The 15,177-nt window shown below is 35.7% G+C and carries 19 protein-coding genes and 1 pseudogene; 13 read left to right on the top strand and 7 right to left on the bottom strand.

Annotated features, from left to right (window positions below):
* Positions 1–52: 52 nt before the first annotated feature.
* A complete protein-coding gene (locus KI338_RS02120; RefSeq protein WP_212919315.1) occupies positions 53–880 on the top strand; it encodes an SDR family oxidoreductase in 828 nt (275 codons plus the stop codon).
* A 58-nt stretch (positions 881–938) separates the two neighbouring features.
* Here the strand turns inward: KI338_RS02120 and KI338_RS02125 are convergent, their stop codons facing one another.
* Positions 939–1,379: a GNAT family N-acetyltransferase gene (locus KI338_RS02125; RefSeq protein WP_212919316.1), complete on the bottom strand. Its 441-nt coding sequence runs from the start codon at positions 1,377–1,379 to the stop codon at positions 939–941.
* A gap of 185 nt (positions 1,380–1,564) precedes the next feature.
* Between KI338_RS02125 and KI338_RS02130 the strand changes: the two genes are divergently transcribed.
* Together KI338_RS02130 and KI338_RS02135 are read left to right on the top strand one after the other, a co-directional pair.
* The gene (locus tag KI338_RS02130) at positions 1,565–1,669 is read left to right on the top strand and encodes a YjcZ family sporulation protein (protein ID WP_212919317.1); all 105 of its coding nucleotides are present in this window, start codon (positions 1,565–1,567) and stop codon (positions 1,667–1,669) included.
* Positions 1,670–1,723: 54 nt separating this feature from the next.
* A complete protein-coding gene (locus KI338_RS02135; protein ID WP_212919318.1) occupies positions 1,724–1,888 on the top strand; it encodes a hypothetical protein in 165 nt (54 codons plus the stop codon).
* Positions 1,889–2,048: 160 nt separating this feature from the next.
* On the opposite strand, the gene KI338_RS02140 is transcribed toward KI338_RS02135, so the two are convergent.
* The 3 genes from KI338_RS02140 to KI338_RS02150 all read right to left on the bottom strand — a co-directional run bounded on the left by KI338_RS02140 (position 2,049) and on the right by KI338_RS02150 (position 4,177).
* Entirely contained in the window at positions 2,049–2,273 is a 225-nt protein-coding gene (locus KI338_RS02140) for a YppG family protein (RefSeq protein WP_212919319.1), read from the bottom strand.
* Positions 2,274–2,337: 64 nt separating this feature from the next.
* A complete protein-coding gene (locus tag KI338_RS02145; RefSeq protein ID WP_212919320.1) occupies positions 2,338–2,586 on the bottom strand; it encodes a hypothetical protein in 249 nt (82 codons plus the stop codon).
* Positions 2,587–2,728: 142 nt separating this feature from the next.
* The gene (locus KI338_RS02150; protein WP_212919321.1) at positions 2,729–4,177 is read right to left on the bottom strand and encodes a multicopper oxidase family protein; all 1,449 of its coding nucleotides are present in this window, start codon (positions 4,175–4,177) and stop codon (positions 2,729–2,731) included.
* A gap of 155 nt (positions 4,178–4,332) precedes the next feature.
* Between KI338_RS02150 and KI338_RS17905 the strand changes: the two are divergent.
* Positions 4,333–4,446 (top strand): annotated as a pseudogene (locus KI338_RS17905) (radical SAM/SPASM domain-containing protein); the annotation flags it as partial.
* A 251-nt stretch (positions 4,447–4,697) separates the two neighbouring features.
* Here the strand turns inward: KI338_RS17905 and KI338_RS02155 are convergent.
* Entirely contained in the window at positions 4,698–5,423 is a 726-nt protein-coding gene (locus KI338_RS02155; protein WP_212919322.1) for a Crp/Fnr family transcriptional regulator, read from the bottom strand.
* 304 nt (positions 5,424–5,727) lie between these two features.
* Between KI338_RS02155 and KI338_RS02160 the strand changes: the two genes are divergently transcribed.
* From KI338_RS02160 to KI338_RS02195, 8 genes are all read left to right on the top strand, one after another.
* Entirely contained in the window at positions 5,728–6,279 is a 552-nt protein-coding gene (locus KI338_RS02160) for a histidine phosphatase family protein (RefSeq protein ID WP_212920023.1), read from the top strand.
* A 43-nt stretch (positions 6,280–6,322) separates the two neighbouring features.
* Positions 6,323–6,910, top strand: coding sequence for a GNAT family N-acetyltransferase (locus KI338_RS02165; protein ID WP_212919323.1), 588 nt, complete (start codon positions 6,323–6,325; stop codon positions 6,908–6,910).
* A gap of 193 nt (positions 6,911–7,103) precedes the next feature.
* Entirely contained in the window at positions 7,104–7,508 is a 405-nt protein-coding gene (locus KI338_RS02170) for a VOC family protein (protein ID WP_212919324.1), read from the top strand.
* 136 nt (positions 7,509–7,644) lie between these two features.
* Positions 7,645–7,935: a HesB/YadR/YfhF family protein gene (locus tag KI338_RS02175; RefSeq protein WP_212919325.1), complete on the top strand. Its 291-nt coding sequence runs from the start codon at positions 7,645–7,647 to the stop codon at positions 7,933–7,935.
* A gap of 56 nt (positions 7,936–7,991) precedes the next feature.
* Positions 7,992–8,165 (top strand): hypothetical protein, encoded by a 174-nt coding sequence (locus tag KI338_RS02180; protein ID WP_212919326.1) that lies wholly within the window; start codon positions 7,992–7,994, stop codon positions 8,163–8,165.
* 147 nt (positions 8,166–8,312) lie between these two features.
* Positions 8,313–9,485: a hydroxymethylglutaryl-CoA synthase gene (locus tag KI338_RS02185; RefSeq protein WP_212919327.1), complete on the top strand. Its 1,173-nt coding sequence runs from the start codon at positions 8,313–8,315 to the stop codon at positions 9,483–9,485.
* Positions 9,486–9,640: 155 nt separating this feature from the next.
* Positions 9,641–10,294, top strand: coding sequence for a reverse transcriptase-like protein (locus KI338_RS02190; RefSeq protein WP_212919328.1), 654 nt, complete (start codon positions 9,641–9,643; stop codon positions 10,292–10,294).
* Between the two features lie 494 nt (positions 10,295–10,788).
* Complete coding sequence (locus tag KI338_RS02195; protein WP_212919329.1) at positions 10,789–11,649, top strand: AraC family transcriptional regulator; 861 nt, start codon at positions 10,789–10,791, stop codon at positions 11,647–11,649.
* 66 nt (positions 11,650–11,715) lie between these two features.
* On the opposite strand, the gene helD is transcribed toward KI338_RS02195, so the two are convergent.
* Positions 11,716–13,995 (bottom strand): RNA polymerase recycling motor HelD, encoded by a 2,280-nt coding sequence (gene helD / locus KI338_RS02200; RefSeq protein WP_212919330.1) that lies wholly within the window; start codon positions 13,993–13,995, stop codon positions 11,716–11,718.
* 189 nt (positions 13,996–14,184) lie between these two features.
* Positions 14,185–14,568 carry an SLAP domain-containing protein gene (locus KI338_RS02205; protein WP_212919331.1) on the bottom strand — a complete coding sequence of 128 codons (384 nt, stop codon included), beginning with the start codon at positions 14,566–14,568 and terminating at the stop codon, positions 14,185–14,187.
* Between the two features lie 161 nt (positions 14,569–14,729).
* On the opposite strand from KI338_RS02205, the gene KI338_RS02210 reads away from it, so the two are divergent.
* On the top strand, positions 14,730–15,155 hold the full coding sequence (locus tag KI338_RS02210) for an OsmC family protein (protein ID WP_212919332.1): 426 nt from the start codon (positions 14,730–14,732) through the stop codon (positions 15,153–15,155).
* Positions 15,156–15,177 lie beyond the last annotated feature (22 nt).

Genomic DNA, 15,177 nt, shown 5'->3' on the forward strand with positions numbered 1-15,177 from the left:
TAGCAATGCTTGTAAGCGTTGAGAAACTGGATAAAGATTGGGGGGAGTTTTCTTGAAAGTTGCATTGATTACGGGTGCAAATGGCGGGTTTGGGAAATTAATTACGATTGAGCTGATTCGTGCAGGGTATCATGTTATCGCGACAATGAGGAATAAGGAAAATGGCAGGGAGCTAGAGGAGAAGATTAATCTGCTCGAACGGGGAGAACGGCTAGAGTTAGTAGATATGGATGTGACAAATGAAGCACAAATCACATCAGTTTCTGAGCTAGTAAGTCAAAAATACTCAAAATTAGATGTTTTAATAAACAATGCTGGTTATTCGCAAGGTGGTTTTATCACTGATTTACCTATGGAAGAATGGAAAAACCAATATGAAACGAATCTTGTTGGTTTGGTTCAAACTACGAAATACTTTTTACCCTTGTTGAGAAAATCTCCAAATGGGAAAATAATTAATCTTAGTAGTGTCAGTGGTTATTTTGGATTTCCAGGTATGGGGCCTTATTGTTCGTCAAAATTTGCTGTTGAAGGATTCAGTGAAAGTCTAAGGCTTGAGCTGCTTCCTGAAAATATTTACGTTTCATTGGTGGAGCCTGCCTCTTACAAAACAGGGATATGGGAAAAGGGTCTTGCCATAGGGGCATACATAAAGGATGAGGATACGATAAAGAAAAAAGTATTTACGCTTGCACAACAGGCTTATCAAAATGCTAGTGACCATCCTGAAGAGGTTGCGCGACTTGCTCGAAAAATATGCGAAACAAAGCACCCAAGACTACGCTATCCTATAGGGAAGGGTGCTAAGTCCTTATGGTTCGTTAAAAAATTTTTACCATGGCATGTTATAGAAAGGTTTGTATTGAAAAAATTACAATAAACAAAGTCGCAGTTAGATCCTGCGACTTTGTTAAATTGGGAGAGATTATCGTATAAAATTAATCAAGTACTTTTTCCATTGTTGTATAAATATCACGAAATCCTAGTATACGATAAAGATTTTTTGCCAAATTATTTTCGAATACATTAAGCTGCACTCGTTTACATTTTTGTTTTCTAAAGTTATTCATTGCTGCATGACATAGTTTCTTCGCTATTCCCTTATTACGATGTGGAGGAAGGACATATAATTCTGGAATAATTCCGATTTCCTCATCTGTAAAAGGATCAAATGTTATCCCTACTCCAATCCAACCTAGAATCGTATCATTCTCATACCATATTAGATAATATCCACCATTTGAGAGAAAAAGTGAGTTAATTTGTTTAGCCTTTTCTAAATTTGTATCGAATAGTCCATTGGTTGACTCTATAAAAACCTGATGTGCATGTTTCAGTATTTCATTCGTTTCTTTTTTAGAAGCTCTGCGAATATACATGATATAGCTCCTTTCGATTATTTAGTAATTCTATCCGTCTAGTCTATTAACCTTTTACTATTCTATGTCAGAAGTCCTAAATAGTTCTTTCATGCCTAAATACATAAAACATAGGATTCTATCCTTATCAGCATTCTAATTAAAGACATATAGTATTGTGTAATTAGTTAAGGAGGTGTAATAAAATGAGTGGCGGTGGAGTTGGATACGGAGAAGGATTTGCGTTAGTAGTAGTTTTATTCATTCTGTTAATTATTGTTGGTACTGCTTATGTTGGAGGTGTGTATTAATAGCAATTAATATTGTAGCTTAGGGAATACCTTTCATATTCAGAGAAGGACCCTATGGTGAATACGGTTGGTATGGATAGAGTATTTGGTAGCCGTGGTTTAGGATTTGGAGCTGGTCTGAGGTTTTGCACGAAGAGTAGTGTTATTTTTATCCTTCTATTTTTTGTCAGTGGCGCTTTGAATAAGATGCATTATCAATTATTAGAGATTTTGGATTAAAAGCATGGTTTTCTCTACCATAATTTCATCTATTACCTTTAAATTCCTCTCTAATCATAAAGGAAGAGTAGCCTACTAGGTTACTCTTCTTAGTTTTATCAGCTTTATGGGAAAAAATAGATCCAAAAAGATTTGGATCTGACAATGAGGAGGAAGTCTATTATCTTTTTATAAAACGAGAAACCATAGGGCTAATTTGGGAATAAATATCATTAATTTGTTTCACAGTAGTATGAACCTTTGTTAAGTCAAGGTTCCCATCGTTATCCCGAAACATAGCAAGTACATTGCTCGTCGTGTTCGGTTGTCTTCTTTGTTCATTTCGCGGTACAAATCTTGGACGACTAGGTGGCATCGGTCGCCTTCCTGGGACTATTGGAAGCATGCTGAACACCTCCTATTTCATAATGTTTCATTAGGAGAGTTTTTCGTACTAGAATGCTTAACGATTACCAGAAGAAGAAAGGAAGTAATGCTATAGAAGTTATAGCACCTAAGGCTAGCCCATAACCAAATCCACCAAAAAATCCATATCCATAGCCACCTAAATTTCTAGCACCATCTATAGGACGTAAATATACCCTTCTTCCATCAACACGATGAATGATTCCGCGATGAACCCTACCATCACGGGTTACAATTTTGACAGCTCTTCCTCTATAACGATTACAGAGACCATGATAATATTCTACAGACAAATGATACACCTCCATTAAACTTTACTTCATCATATGAAGCTAGTTAAAAATGGAAATGGACAAATGTATTAGGGTAATAGTGGAATATGAAAATGGTGCTAGTCAATAAAAGTGACTATTCCTAGTAGTGCCCAGACGCCTATTATTTGACCTCATATTGCCCCATCATTCCAGCATCCTCGTGTTCGAGAATATGACAGTGATACATAAAAATTCCTTTATTCTTAAAACTAGTAATGATGCGTACGGTTTCGCCCGGCTGTATAAGTATAGTATCCTTCCAACCAGTCTCATTTTCTGGTGGTTTTTCTCCGTCTCGATCAATTACTTGAAATTGGACACCATGTAAATGAAAGGGGTGGGCCATACCGCCTTTGATACCAGTTCGTTGATTAGTAACTTCCCATATTTCCGTATCATTCCATTTTACTTCTTCATCAATACGGGTCATATCCATTGTTTTATCATTAATGGTAAGAGTTGCCCCAACACCTGACATTACAAATTGTCTTGTCTTTACAGCATTATTTGGATCATAGTGAGAAATCTTTGCTAATTGAGTTGGAATCTCGTTAACTCCCGACTCTTTATTCGTCACAACAAATTCCATTAATTCGATTTTGGCATCGGTTGACACATCAACAAGACTTACCGTATCTCCGGTTTTAAATTTGGAAAAGTCTACAAGTACTTCAGCTCGCTCTGCAGGGCTTTGACGAAGAGTAGTCATTTCCACTGGCTCTTCCAATAATCCTCCATCACTAGCTATTTGATAAAATTCACTTCGATTACTTAGCTCAAAATGATAGGTTCTACCATTAGAACCGTTTAGAAGTCGAAGTCGAACAATTCCTTTTGGAACTTCAAGATATGGTTTAATAGCACCGTTTACCAAATAGGTGTCTCCGTAAAGTCCCATCATAACATCATTCATCCCAGGATCATATTCCATGCTTCCAGAAGCATCTAGTTGTCTATCTTGAATAATTATCGGGAAATCGTTCACGCCATATTCCTTAGGTATGGCAAGCTGGTCTGAATTTTCATCTTCAATATATATAAGTCCAGCTAAACCTTCATAAACCTGCTTAGCGGTCTTTTCCATCATATGCGGATGGTACCAAAGTGTAGCAGCTGGTTGATTAATTGTAAATTCCGGCTCCCATCGTTCACCTGGTTTAATTCCAGAATGTGGACCACCGTCCATTTCGCCGTCTACTCGAAGCCCATGCAGATGAAGTGTGGTGGCTTCGTCAAGATCATTTTTCATTTTGACTTTAACCTTTTCACCTTCTCGAACTCGAAGCACTGGGCCAAGATAGTTTCCATTATAGCCTAGTGTATGTGATTCCACTCCGTCCAAGATTTCAAGCTTTCCTTTTTGTGCTGTCAAATGGAATTCAGCTTGATTTGGGTCTGGATTTAAATCCTCTAGTAGTGGAGGAAGAGGTAAGGCTTTCCTTGCTGCTAATTCAGAAATATCCGTTGTTTTTTCGGATGCTGTATCATTTAAAAAGATAAATTTAATAAGAAAAAAAGCACCGATTACTACCAGTACTATGGTTCCACCAAAGAGGAAAAGCTTTTTCATCAATAACAATCTCCAATCTAAACGAAATAAGTGACTCTACCAAACACTTATCTTCTATTTTACGTTGAAATTTACAAATTTGATGGACATTTTCTAAACGTTTTTTGACAATCTATGGCTATTCCTTGTGAAAAATATCACACCTACTGTGATAGAAAGCTCTACAAATTGATATTTATGAGATGGGTAATCAAATGCTTGTATTTACTGGTGGGAATCCAATTGAGCGCCCAGATGTCTTCTATATAGTTGAAGATGCGATTAGGAGGTTTTAAGTGTATCAATAATTGGCAGAGCAGAAGACACTCGGATCGATATCTTTGTTTATAAACTTTTGGAGTAGTAATTTTTTTTATTTAGAATTTATTTGTTGATAGAGTTGGGGAGTACACCAATAAAATAGACGCCAGGTGACACGGGATAATTGATAGATTACGTGGATACCTGGCATCTATAGTATTGGAAAGAATAATAGTTAACGATTACTAGTTTTACTTTTACAATTCCTGTATTTTACTATTTAGTTAATGTTACAGATCTCTATAGGACATCCTTCACAGCCGATTTCACTTTTAAGATAATCGATGTCTCTAACTAAAATTTTACCCGTTTTATCAATAGAAATAACATCTAACTTTCTTAAATCGACAAGCATACGATTAACGCTTTCCCGGGTAGCTGCACAGAAATTAGCTAATTCTTGATTAGTAAGGGCTACATCAATCAATGTGCCTTCATCCTGTTCAAGACCATAGCTATTTGCTAAACGGATTAAGGTTGAATATAGTGCACCTTTTTTTCCGTTTAGTAGTAAATCTCTTATCTTTGAATGGGACTTACGCATATGGATACTGGTCCACCTCATATATTCAAAGGTTAACATTGGATTTGAAAGTAGACTTTCTTCAAGCTCATCTTTATTAATGACAAGGACCTCACCAGGAGCGAGTACTTTTGCACTTAATAAATAGTTAGGATCATCACTAAATAAGGAAAGTTCGCCAACTAAATCATCATGGCTACATATTCGGAGGATTAACTCTTTTCCATCGGCAGTTAACTTTGAGACTTGAACAAGTCCAGAATTAACCATATAAATCTCGTTGGCATCTAAACCTTCATGGAAAAGATAGGTACCTTTATATATTTTTATTATTGTACCTATTGAACTTAAAAGCTCTCTTAATTCAGTAGAAATTTTCTGATGTGTACTGTTACGAGATCCTAACATGAGATCAGACAGCATCGTAAACATCTCCTTCCTCTTGTGATTACCTTAGCTTTCTTTATTCTTAGTTTAGCACGGGAATAGATATTACTTTTGTCCTGCTCGTTACGATATTGTGAAATATGTTCATACTAAATAATACTGATTTTAAAAGGGTAATGGTGAAAGGGAATTCTATGTAAAGAGTATCAATAGGGTAATGTCATTAGGAATTACTAATTCTTATATTTAAGTTAAAGTAACTTTATTAAAAAAGATTTGTTTTCTAGTAATCTGAATTATGCTAAGATTTTCCATATAACATAGATAAGGGGACGAAATGATGACCACTATTTATTTCGTAAGACATGCTCATTCCATATATACCCCCGACGAACTAGGTAGACCACTGTCCGCTAAGGGATTAAAAGATGCAAAGCACATAACAGAACTTCTAAGAGAAAAAGATATTGACCTTGTATATTCAAGTCCCTATAAGCGAGCAATTCAAACAGTTCATGGAATTGCTCAGCATATTAGTAAACATATTATATTGGAAGATAATTTTAAGGAACGAAGACTATCGGTAGATCCTGTGGAAGACTTTCAAGCAGCTATCGAAAGGGTTTGGCACGATGATTCCTTCTCCTTTCCGGGTGGCGAATCCAATCGAGACGCTCAAAAAAGAGGATGTAAAGCATTAAAAAACATACTTGCCGAAAATGAGAGAAAAAACATTGTAATAGGTACTCATGGCAATATTATGGTACTAATGATGAGCTATTTTGACAAAACGTATGGATATCAGTTTTGGAGAACGCTAGAGATGCCAGATATTTATAAGCTTGTTTTTAAAAATTTTAGTTTAATCGATGTTCAACGCATATGGAAGTAGTTTACGTATTTTGAAATTATACGAAATAAAGGGGACAGAAATTATGCAGATAAGGACATATCAACCAGATGATGAAAAGGGATGGGTGCGCTGCAGAGTATTGGCATTTTTAGATACTGCATATTTTGATAATGTTTTGAAACAAAAGGAAGCGTATGATCATTCCGCAATTGAACTTGTTGCAGTAGAGGATAATCAAATCGTTGGATTATTAGATATAGAGTATGAGAAGGAAGAGCGCACAATTTGTTCAAGAGGATCGGGTCTTGGTGGTATGATATGGCATATTGCTGTGCATCCCGATTATCGTCGTAAAGGCATTGCTTCAGAGCTTCTAAAGAAAGGGGAAGAAATTGCAAAAGAAAAGCAGCTTAACCGCTTGGAAGCATGGACACGAGATGATGATTGGGTCAACGCTTGGTATAAGAAGAGCGGATTTAATAAGGTTGATTCTTATTTGCATGTATATTTGGAGGGAAATGAAGAGCTAAGTGGACATATAAAATACACGGTTCCCGAGCTATTTCCAGTCGTAACATTTGCACATTATGTGGGTGAGAATAAAGAACAGATAATGAAAAAGTTTAACCGCGTTCATGAATGTGTTTGTTATGAGAAGGTGCTTGTCTAGTATCATTTTTTGGAGGTTACAATAAGCAAATACAACAACCCATGTTGATGGAATTATGATGGTTTTTACAGAAGCTAATGGAGCGACAGATGGAGAGATTTATCCAAAGGATAATATCGAAGCAATTATTAAATAGAGTAATGGTTATACGATTATAAGATGTTATAGATAATTCTAGAAAGGGAGATGTTGAGTGGTTAATTATATTAAACGTGTTGGAACAACTTATTTGCCTGTTAAAGATCCAGAAAAGGCGTCCTTGTGGTATCAGGAAATACTCGGAGCGATAGAAAATTACCGGGATGAAATGAAAGCAATTTTAGATTTTGCTAATCAAAGCTTTTTCTTGGTCAAGGCGATGCCAACGGAACATATAGGATTTAAGGATGCCAATGGGAGAATACACTTTTCTTTAACGTTTGAAGTAGATGGATTGAAACAATTAGAAGAATTTCATGCCTTTCTTCAAACAAAAGAAGTAATATTAGGAGAAATCGAAGACCGTGGACATCCTGGCTACAACTTTGTGTTTTATGATTTAGATGGCAATATCTTTGATGTATGGAGTCAATTAAGCCCAAATTTTAATAAAGGTTGAGGTAGGAGGGGGGTCCTCCTTTTTCTTATGTATCAAATATGACAGGAATTTTTAAGAAATGTGAGGTCATATAGTCTGCTTTTTGAGTTAATCTATAATAGAATAGATAGTGAAAATTAATGAGTGGGGTGTACCGATGAGTTTACAAATTACAGAAGAGGCAGCGAAGTGGTATATGGATGAGATGGGTTTGGAAAAAGGGGACTATGTTCAATTTTTCTTGAAGATATATGGTGGGATTCAAACAGAGCATCCAAATTATTTTTTAGGAATATCTGTAGGCCTTGATGGAGAAATCGGTGTAAATCAACAAATAGAAGGAATTACTTTTTACTTTAATGAAAAGGATGCTTGGTTCTTGGATGAATATGATATGAAAGTAGTAATGGGGAAAGACGAAGTAGAGTATCAATTTACAAAAAAATAAGAAATGAATCTCTGGATATAATAATCCTTGATATGAAGTTCAAGGAGGAGATTATTATGTCTGAACAGAATAAGAATCAAAATCGTGATACAGGTAAACAAAAGAACCATGGAATTAAATATAATACAGAACCTAAGAAAAACGACAAACAAGATGTCGAGATAGCAAGTGATACGGAGTTTTTAAATGTTAATGGAAAGAAAAACAAACGGAAGCGTGATAATGGGTAATGGTTATCTGCCTGTCCAATAATTCTGGACGGGCTTACTTTTTTCGTTTCGATGAATTTTCATTTTGATATATAATCTATAAATCATTTGTGTGTTTTTTCACAAATGGATATAATGAAAGGGAATTGGTCAGGAGGGGAAGTCAACATGAAAATTGGTATTGATAAAATAGGATTTTATGCCCCACATATTTATGTGGATATGAATAAGCTAGCTGTTGCAAGAAACGTAGAACCAGAGAAATTTACTATAGGTATTGGACAAAGTCAAATGGCTGTTGCCCCTGTTACACAGGATTCGGTTTCTTTAGCAGCAAATGCAGCATTAGAAATTATCGATGATGAGGACAGAGAAAAGATTGACTTTGTCATATTTGGTTCTGAATCTGGTATCGATCACTCTAAATCGGGTGCTGTTTATGTGCATCAGCTTTTGGGATTAAATCCTCATGCAAGAGCAATTGAAGTAAAACAAGCTTGCTATGGAGCTACTGCTGGAATTCAAATGGCAAAAGGACATATCGCTCTTAATCCTGATAGTAAAGTGCTTGTATTAGGTTCTGATATTGCAAGATATGGTCTAAAAACTTCTGGAGAGTCTACGCAAGGCGCCGGTGCAGTGGCAATGATTATTAGCGCGAATCCAAGAATCATGGAATTAGAAGAGCATAATGTTTATCTGACAAATGATATCATGGATTTTTGGCGTCCAATATATTCGGACATGGCTTTTGTAGATGGAAAGTTTTCCAATGAACAATATATTTTATTCTTTAATAAGGTATGGGAAGCATATAAGGAAAAAGCAGGACTTCAATTAAGTGATATGGAGGCAATCTGCTTCCATCTTCCGTATACAAAAATGGGTCTTAAAGCTCTCAGAACGGTTTTAGATGAAGCTTCTGAGGATGTTCAAAATCGTTTACTGTATAATTATCAAGCTAGTACAACATACAACCGAAATGTAGGGAATATTTATACCGGTTCTCTTTATTTAAGCTTACTATCTCTACTTGAGAATAAAGAAGAATTACAAGACGGAGCTAGAATCGGCATGTATAGCTATGGATCTGGAGCAGTTGGAGAGTTTTTCTCAGGAATCTTACAGCCTGGCTTTAAGAAGCACCTTTTTGTAGAAGCTCACCAACAACTATTTGCTAGACGAAAAGAAGTGTCTGTAGAAGAATATGAGGTAATATTTGAAGAAACCCTTCCAAAGGATGGATCAGATATTGAACTAGACATAACGAAGGATCCAGCAGCGATTTGTTTAAGTGGGACAATCGATAATAAGCGTCAATATGTAAATAAATTGCGCTAACATAAAGCTCTAGGAATTTTTCCTAGGGCTTTTTTTAAAAGGTAATAATGTGTAGGTGTAATAGTTTATACCTAGCATATAAAATTGTGAATGGTTAAAGGATGTCAGGTAGAAAATAAGAGATAAGAGATAATAGATAGGATGGGAGGATAGGGATGAAGCTGTTCATCGAATGGAAATATAAAACTCCAACGGGCACAGAGATAGGATTCAAATCAGAAGAAATAACTCCGGAAAAAGCCTTATTATTAGCGGAAGACATAGTTAAAACTGGGCGAGTAAGGCAATTAACTTTATATGATCAATACGATACAACATGGACCATAAAGGAACTTAAGAAGTATGTGACAAAGGTAGAAGCTGTTCCACATGATATTACTGTATTTTTTGATGGTGGTTTCGATGGGAACACGAAGAAGTCAGGATTAGGATGTGCTATTTATTTTGAACAGGGAGGAAAACAATATCGCATTCGAAAAAATGCTCTTGTTGAGGAGTTAAATACAAATGGTGAAGCGGAGTACGCAGCATTACATTTAGCAGTAAAGGAGCTGGAATTTCTAGGTGTTCAACATATGCCAGTTATATTTATTGGTGATTCTCAAGGGGTTATTAATCAATTGAATGATGAATGGCCATGCTATGATGCTGAATTGCTGCTATGGATTGATAGAATTGAAGGGGATGTTGAAAAGCTAGGAATTAATCCAGAATTTCAATTAATATCTAGGAAGAAAAATGGTGAAGCTGATCATCTAGCAACCCAGGCGTTAATGGGTGTAGAGATATATAGTAAAAGTGAAATATGATATTAGAGTCCAATTCGTATTGGTCTCTTTTTTTGTAATATAATCCCCATTAGATCTAATTTTTATTTACAATAGTAACTAAATAGTAAACAATAAAGTGACGCCTTATAACGTTAAAATAGGAGTAATCCTCTTAACATAGATAAAAGCAAATTCTAGTAGGGTGAAGATGAATGATAAATCAATATTTAACTATAGAAGAAGTTGAAGCAAATTGTAATCAGTTATCGAAAAAGTATGAATCGATGAGGGAAGGTTATATCAAATTATAGCACGTTGGTAAGAGGGCGATGCTACAATAGAAACTAAATTACTTGCAAGTTTCAAGGAACTCTCGCAGGTTGTCTTTATTCAATATCCAGATCACCTATATTTAATTAATTGGTTTCAGGATTATGCAAAAAGTTAGTCTATGAACCTGTCATAAGTGAGCAAGGAAAAGCAGGTTTTTCGATAAATACTTTGATAATCTGAATTTAGAAAGGGGAGAGAGAATGGAGAGACTTCAGTATATGGTTGCTAGTATTGAGTTCATTGAAGATAATTTAGATGGTGAATTATTAATTGAGGATATCGCTAAAGTAGCATGCATGTCCAAGTTTCACTATCAACGAATGTTTTCCATGTTAACGGGATTTACCTTGAGCGAGTATATCCGAAACCGTAGAATTACTAAAGCAGCTCAGGAGTTGGTATATTCTGATGCAAAGGTTATCGATATTGCTATTAAGTATGGCTATGAAAGCCCTGAAGCGTTTACGAAAGCCTTTCGAAAAATTCATAATGTAAGTCCTTCAATGGCCAAGAAGAGTAGTCAGTCCTTGAAGGCATATCCAAAGCTTTCCTTTCAAATTCAAATAAAGGGTGATGTGGAAATGGATTACAAAATTGTCGAAAAGGAAAGATTTTTAGTAGTTGGTAAAAGCATTAGGACTCGTACTGTTAATGGAGAAAATCATCGAGAAATTGCAGCATTCTGGAACGAATCCAATACAAACGGGTTATCGTCCGAGCTTGCAAAGAACTGTGGCCCGCTTGGATTATTAGGTATTTGTTTAGATTTTGATTCAACACAGGAGCATTTAACCTATTTCATTGGAGCTGAAAAGAATATCGATCAATTACCTTCTGGTTGGGAAGAAAGGGAAATCCCTGCCTCTACCTGGGCTGTTTTTCCAGTTCATGGTGCTATGCCTGATGCAATGCCAAAAGTATGGAACAGAATCTTCTCAGAATGGTTTCCAGCTACTGGCTATGAACATTCAGGTGGCCCAGAAATGGAAGTATATTTGAGTGATGAAGACCCATCATCAGAAGATTATTATAGTGAGATATGGATTCCAATTAAGAAATAAAGAACAGTGCACATGACTTCAGTTCATGTGCACGGTTTCTTTTAAAAGTCTATTTTCTGCTAATACCTAAGAAGTAGCCTCCTGTAGAAATTTACATGGTGTATGTGTTGTGACTATGGTTAGGGAATGCATAGCTCTTGTGCAAGCTGTATAGAATAGCGTTCTGTCTGATTCTTGGTGATAGTGATTGTTTGATGCATTTGGAACAATTACTGCATCAAATTCAATCCCCTTTGCCAAGTATACAGGAAGCACTAAAATTCCTTTTTCAAATGAATAGGTTTCTTCATTTATTTGCTTTACAGCTACTTTGCTTTTTAGTAGCTTAAAAATCTCATTGCTTTCGTGGAAAGTCTTACATATAATTGCTATCGTTTCATGTTTTTTATCCTGTAGATTATGGATGGTTTCTGTTAATACATCGACTAGAGAAGATTCCTCCTCCAGTGTGATAATTTCTGGTGGTTCTCCATGTCGATCAAAAGGCTCAATTAATTCGCCACCAGGAGCAAATCTTTTTGTGAAGTTAACGATTTCTTTCGTTGAACGATAGCTTTTCGTAAGTACAATCCTTTCATGATTTTCTCCTACAAATTCAGGGATTAGTGGGTTTAGACTCGAACCATATGTGTATATCGCTTGATTAATGTCACCTAATAAAGTCATCCGTGTATATGGAAATATTTCCTTAATAAATGCATACTGAAAAGCGGTATAATCCTGCGCCTCATCAATAAATAGATGGCGAACGGAGCGACTTTTCTGATCCCCAAGTAACTTTCCTCTAAAATAACGGTAGGCAGTAGCATCTTCCCAAGTGAGAAATCTATTCAGAAGATTTTCCTTCGTAAACGTACGTATCGCATCCCAATTTTCGGGGAGCGGACTTACATTCCAATCAGTAAAAAGCTTAAAATATGTTTCTAAAACATTCACGAACGCAAATTTACGCACTTGGCTTCGAACGTTTGCAAACTGTTTTTTTACTACCTCATTTCGGAGGATATCCTCTTCCAGACCAAAATCGTCTTCATCGATTCGTTGGTTTTCGTAGTAGGCTTGTAGATAGGATTCTTTATCTAACAGCTCTACTTGCTCCATGACCCAATCCTTGTCCTTTTCCCTATTCTGAATTAGACGTAATTCCTTTAACAACCACTTTGAAACAATTTCCATACGATTTGGTAAGGAGACATTTTCTTCGAGTTCATAAAAATAATCCGAAATTTGTTCCTTTGAAATTAGTATTGCATCTCGAAATGTGATATTTCGAAACTGAATGCCTTGGGTTTGGAGAGTAGAGACATATTTATCTACAAGATCCTTAAAGTAAAGACTAGATTTTAGCCTAATATTTTGTTTTCGTGTTTCAAATACGGTTGGATTCTTACATGTTAATGTAAATTCCATTTGTTCAAATGGAGATTCAACTGAAATATTCTTCTCAATTCCCTCACGAAGAAAGTCTATAAATGTTGTTTGTTTAATATTTGTTTCACCAAGTTCAGGTAAAACATTGGAAATATAGCTTGAGAATAAAGGGTTTGGTGAGAAAAGTAAAAGGTTATCAGAAGTTAGATTTCCTCGAAAACGATATAATAAATAAGCTATTCTTTGAAGTACAGCGGAGGTTTTTCCACTGCCTGCAACTCCTTGAACGATTAGCATATTACTTCGTTCATTGCGAATAATTTTATTTTGTTCCTTTTGAATAGTTGCTACGATACTCTTCATGGAGGTACTTGCATTATGACCAAGTGCCGCTTGTAGTAATGCATCTCCAATTGTAACACCTGTATCAAACATACCTTTAATTTTCCCTTGGCGGATGATATATTGGCGTTTAAGAGAGATTTCTCCATGTATTGTATCTTGGACAGTATGAAAGTGAGCTGGACCTGGTGAAAAGTCATAGTAAAGGCTAGAAATTGGAGCACGCCAATCGTATATTAAAAAATTTTCTTCATTTTGATCCATTAAGGAAGCAATCCCAATGTAAAGCTGTTCAAATTCCTCATCAGTCTCATCCTTAAAATCAACTCGGCCAAAATAAGGAGAGTCCTTTAAGCGTTCTAATGTTTTAAGTTGTTTATCAATCTCTCCATGAGATCGTTCTCGTTCCGAAAGTAATTCTGCTTGCTGTTTAATACTAGCCTGTGTTTCAATAACATCATCAAGCTCTTCAAGATTAACTGTAACATCTTCCCAAAAATTTTTGCGGAGACCAATAATACTTTCTTTTAATCCTCCTGCTTTCGAATTGAGCTTCTTCTCTTTGATGTTGATTTCTTGAATGACATCATTAACTCGTTTCTGCTCCATACGAATGTTAACGTCATTGTCCATTCCATCAACTCCAATCTTTTTCTTTTTAGTTGACTCCTCCGAATAGAAGTGATATAATAAAATAGGATAATTATTATCACATCATCGTGAAATCGGCAATCACTTGCCTATAGTAACATAAATAGGGGAATCATGCAACGTTTTCTTTGGAAACGTTTTTTGTGTTTTCTTCCTTCTTTATCCTATGCGTCAAGCCCTGTCCACGATTTCTATACTCCCATTATCAAATTCTTCGTTTTCTTTGTAGCTTCCTTTTGGAAAAATAAAAGTCCAAGGCATGCTTGTCCTTGCTTGAACGACAAGGTTAGGGTAAGTAAATGTATTTTCTGCGAATATTCTTCCATTATGGACATACTGTAAATTTCTTTTGATAAAAGGAAAGTCATGCTTCGTATAATTATGGATAAGAGCAATTAAGAGCAATTCATTTTTATAATTCATATCCCATCGAACTAATGTGATTTCAATGGAATTTCCTTTAGGTAATGCATTCTTAAAGCTATTCTCTATAATAATTCGATCCTTTTCGGAGATAGTCCTTGCCCAAGCATCCTCGTATATTAGTCTTTGCATTAAAATTCTCTCCTCTATATTCTATTTTTATAAAAAATATATCTATACTATATCAAATTAGTGATCGGATGTATTAAACGTATGAAGCTTTTTTCTTGTTAAGTAGGATAATTCTAGGCAAACTAGTAAGTAGAACGAAAACTTATTTAGGAGGAAAGAGAATGGAAATGACTGTTAAATGGAATGGGAAAATGGCTTTTACAGGATTAACACCATCTGGTCATGAATTAAAAATGGATGCATCACAGGATGATGGGGGAGAGAATTCTGGTGCCAGACCAACTGAGCTACTATTAAGCGCAGTGGCAGGGTGCACAGGTATTGATATTATTTCGATTCTTAATAAAATGCGGTTAAGTCCAACTTCATTTGATATGAAGGTATCTGGGGACCGAGCAGATGAACATCCAAAGAAGTTCACAAAGGTGAATATTCATTATGCGCTAGAAGGTGAACTTCCGGAAGATAAAGTGATACGAGCAATCGATTTATCTAAGAATAAGTATTGCACTGTAGCACATTCACTAAGTGCAGAAATTACAGTTAGCTATTCAATAAATGGTATTAATGGAGAGAGAAGCCTATAAGCTTTTCTCTTATTTAATCAAC

The sequence above is a fragment of the Ornithinibacillus bavariensis genome, assembly GCF_018333235.1.
Lineage (GTDB): Bacteria > Bacillota > Bacilli > Bacillales > Amphibacillaceae > Ornithinibacillus > Ornithinibacillus bavariensis.

Excerpts from the sequence above, each read along its gene's own strand:
- KI338_RS02160 (WP_212920023.1), top strand. The coding sequence starts at position 5,728 with ATGACCACTATTTATTTCGTAAGACATGCTCATTCCATATATACCCCC.
- KI338_RS02180 (WP_212919326.1), top strand. The coding sequence starts at position 7,992 with ATGTCTGAACAGAATAAGAATCAAAATCGTGATACAGGTAAACAAAAG.
- KI338_RS02140 (WP_212919319.1), bottom strand. The coding sequence starts at position 2,273 with ATGCTTCCAATAGTCCCAGGAAGGCGACCGATGCCACCTAGTCGTCCA.
- KI338_RS02130 (WP_212919317.1), top strand. The coding sequence starts at position 1,565 with ATGAGTGGCGGTGGAGTTGGATACGGAGAAGGATTTGCGTTAGTAGTA.
- KI338_RS02155 (WP_212919322.1), bottom strand. The coding sequence starts at position 5,423 with ATGCTGTCTGATCTCATGTTAGGATCTCGTAACAGTACACATCAGAAA.
- KI338_RS02135 (WP_212919318.1), top strand. The coding sequence starts at position 1,724 with ATGGTGAATACGGTTGGTATGGATAGAGTATTTGGTAGCCGTGGTTTA.
- KI338_RS02175 (WP_212919325.1), top strand. The coding sequence starts at position 7,645 with ATGAGTTTACAAATTACAGAAGAGGCAGCGAAGTGGTATATGGATGAG.
- KI338_RS02150 (WP_212919321.1), bottom strand. The coding sequence starts at position 4,177 with ATGAAAAAGCTTTTCCTCTTTGGTGGAACCATAGTACTGGTAGTAATC.
- KI338_RS02185 (WP_212919327.1), top strand. The coding sequence starts at position 8,313 with ATGAAAATTGGTATTGATAAAATAGGATTTTATGCCCCACATATTTAT.
- KI338_RS02205 (WP_212919331.1), bottom strand. The coding sequence starts at position 14,568 with ATGCAAAGACTAATATACGAGGATGCTTGGGCAAGGACTATCTCCGAA.
- KI338_RS02210 (WP_212919332.1), top strand. The coding sequence starts at position 14,730 with ATGGAAATGACTGTTAAATGGAATGGGAAAATGGCTTTTACAGGATTA.
- helD (WP_212919330.1), bottom strand. The coding sequence starts at position 13,995 with ATGGACAATGACGTTAACATTCGTATGGAGCAGAAACGAGTTAATGAT.
- KI338_RS02190 (WP_212919328.1), top strand. The coding sequence starts at position 9,641 with ATGAAGCTGTTCATCGAATGGAAATATAAAACTCCAACGGGCACAGAG.
- KI338_RS02125 (WP_212919316.1), bottom strand. The coding sequence starts at position 1,379 with ATGTATATTCGCAGAGCTTCTAAAAAAGAAACGAATGAAATACTGAAA.
- KI338_RS02195 (WP_212919329.1), top strand. The coding sequence starts at position 10,789 with ATGGAGAGACTTCAGTATATGGTTGCTAGTATTGAGTTCATTGAAGAT.
- KI338_RS02165 (WP_212919323.1), top strand. The coding sequence starts at position 6,323 with ATGCAGATAAGGACATATCAACCAGATGATGAAAAGGGATGGGTGCGC.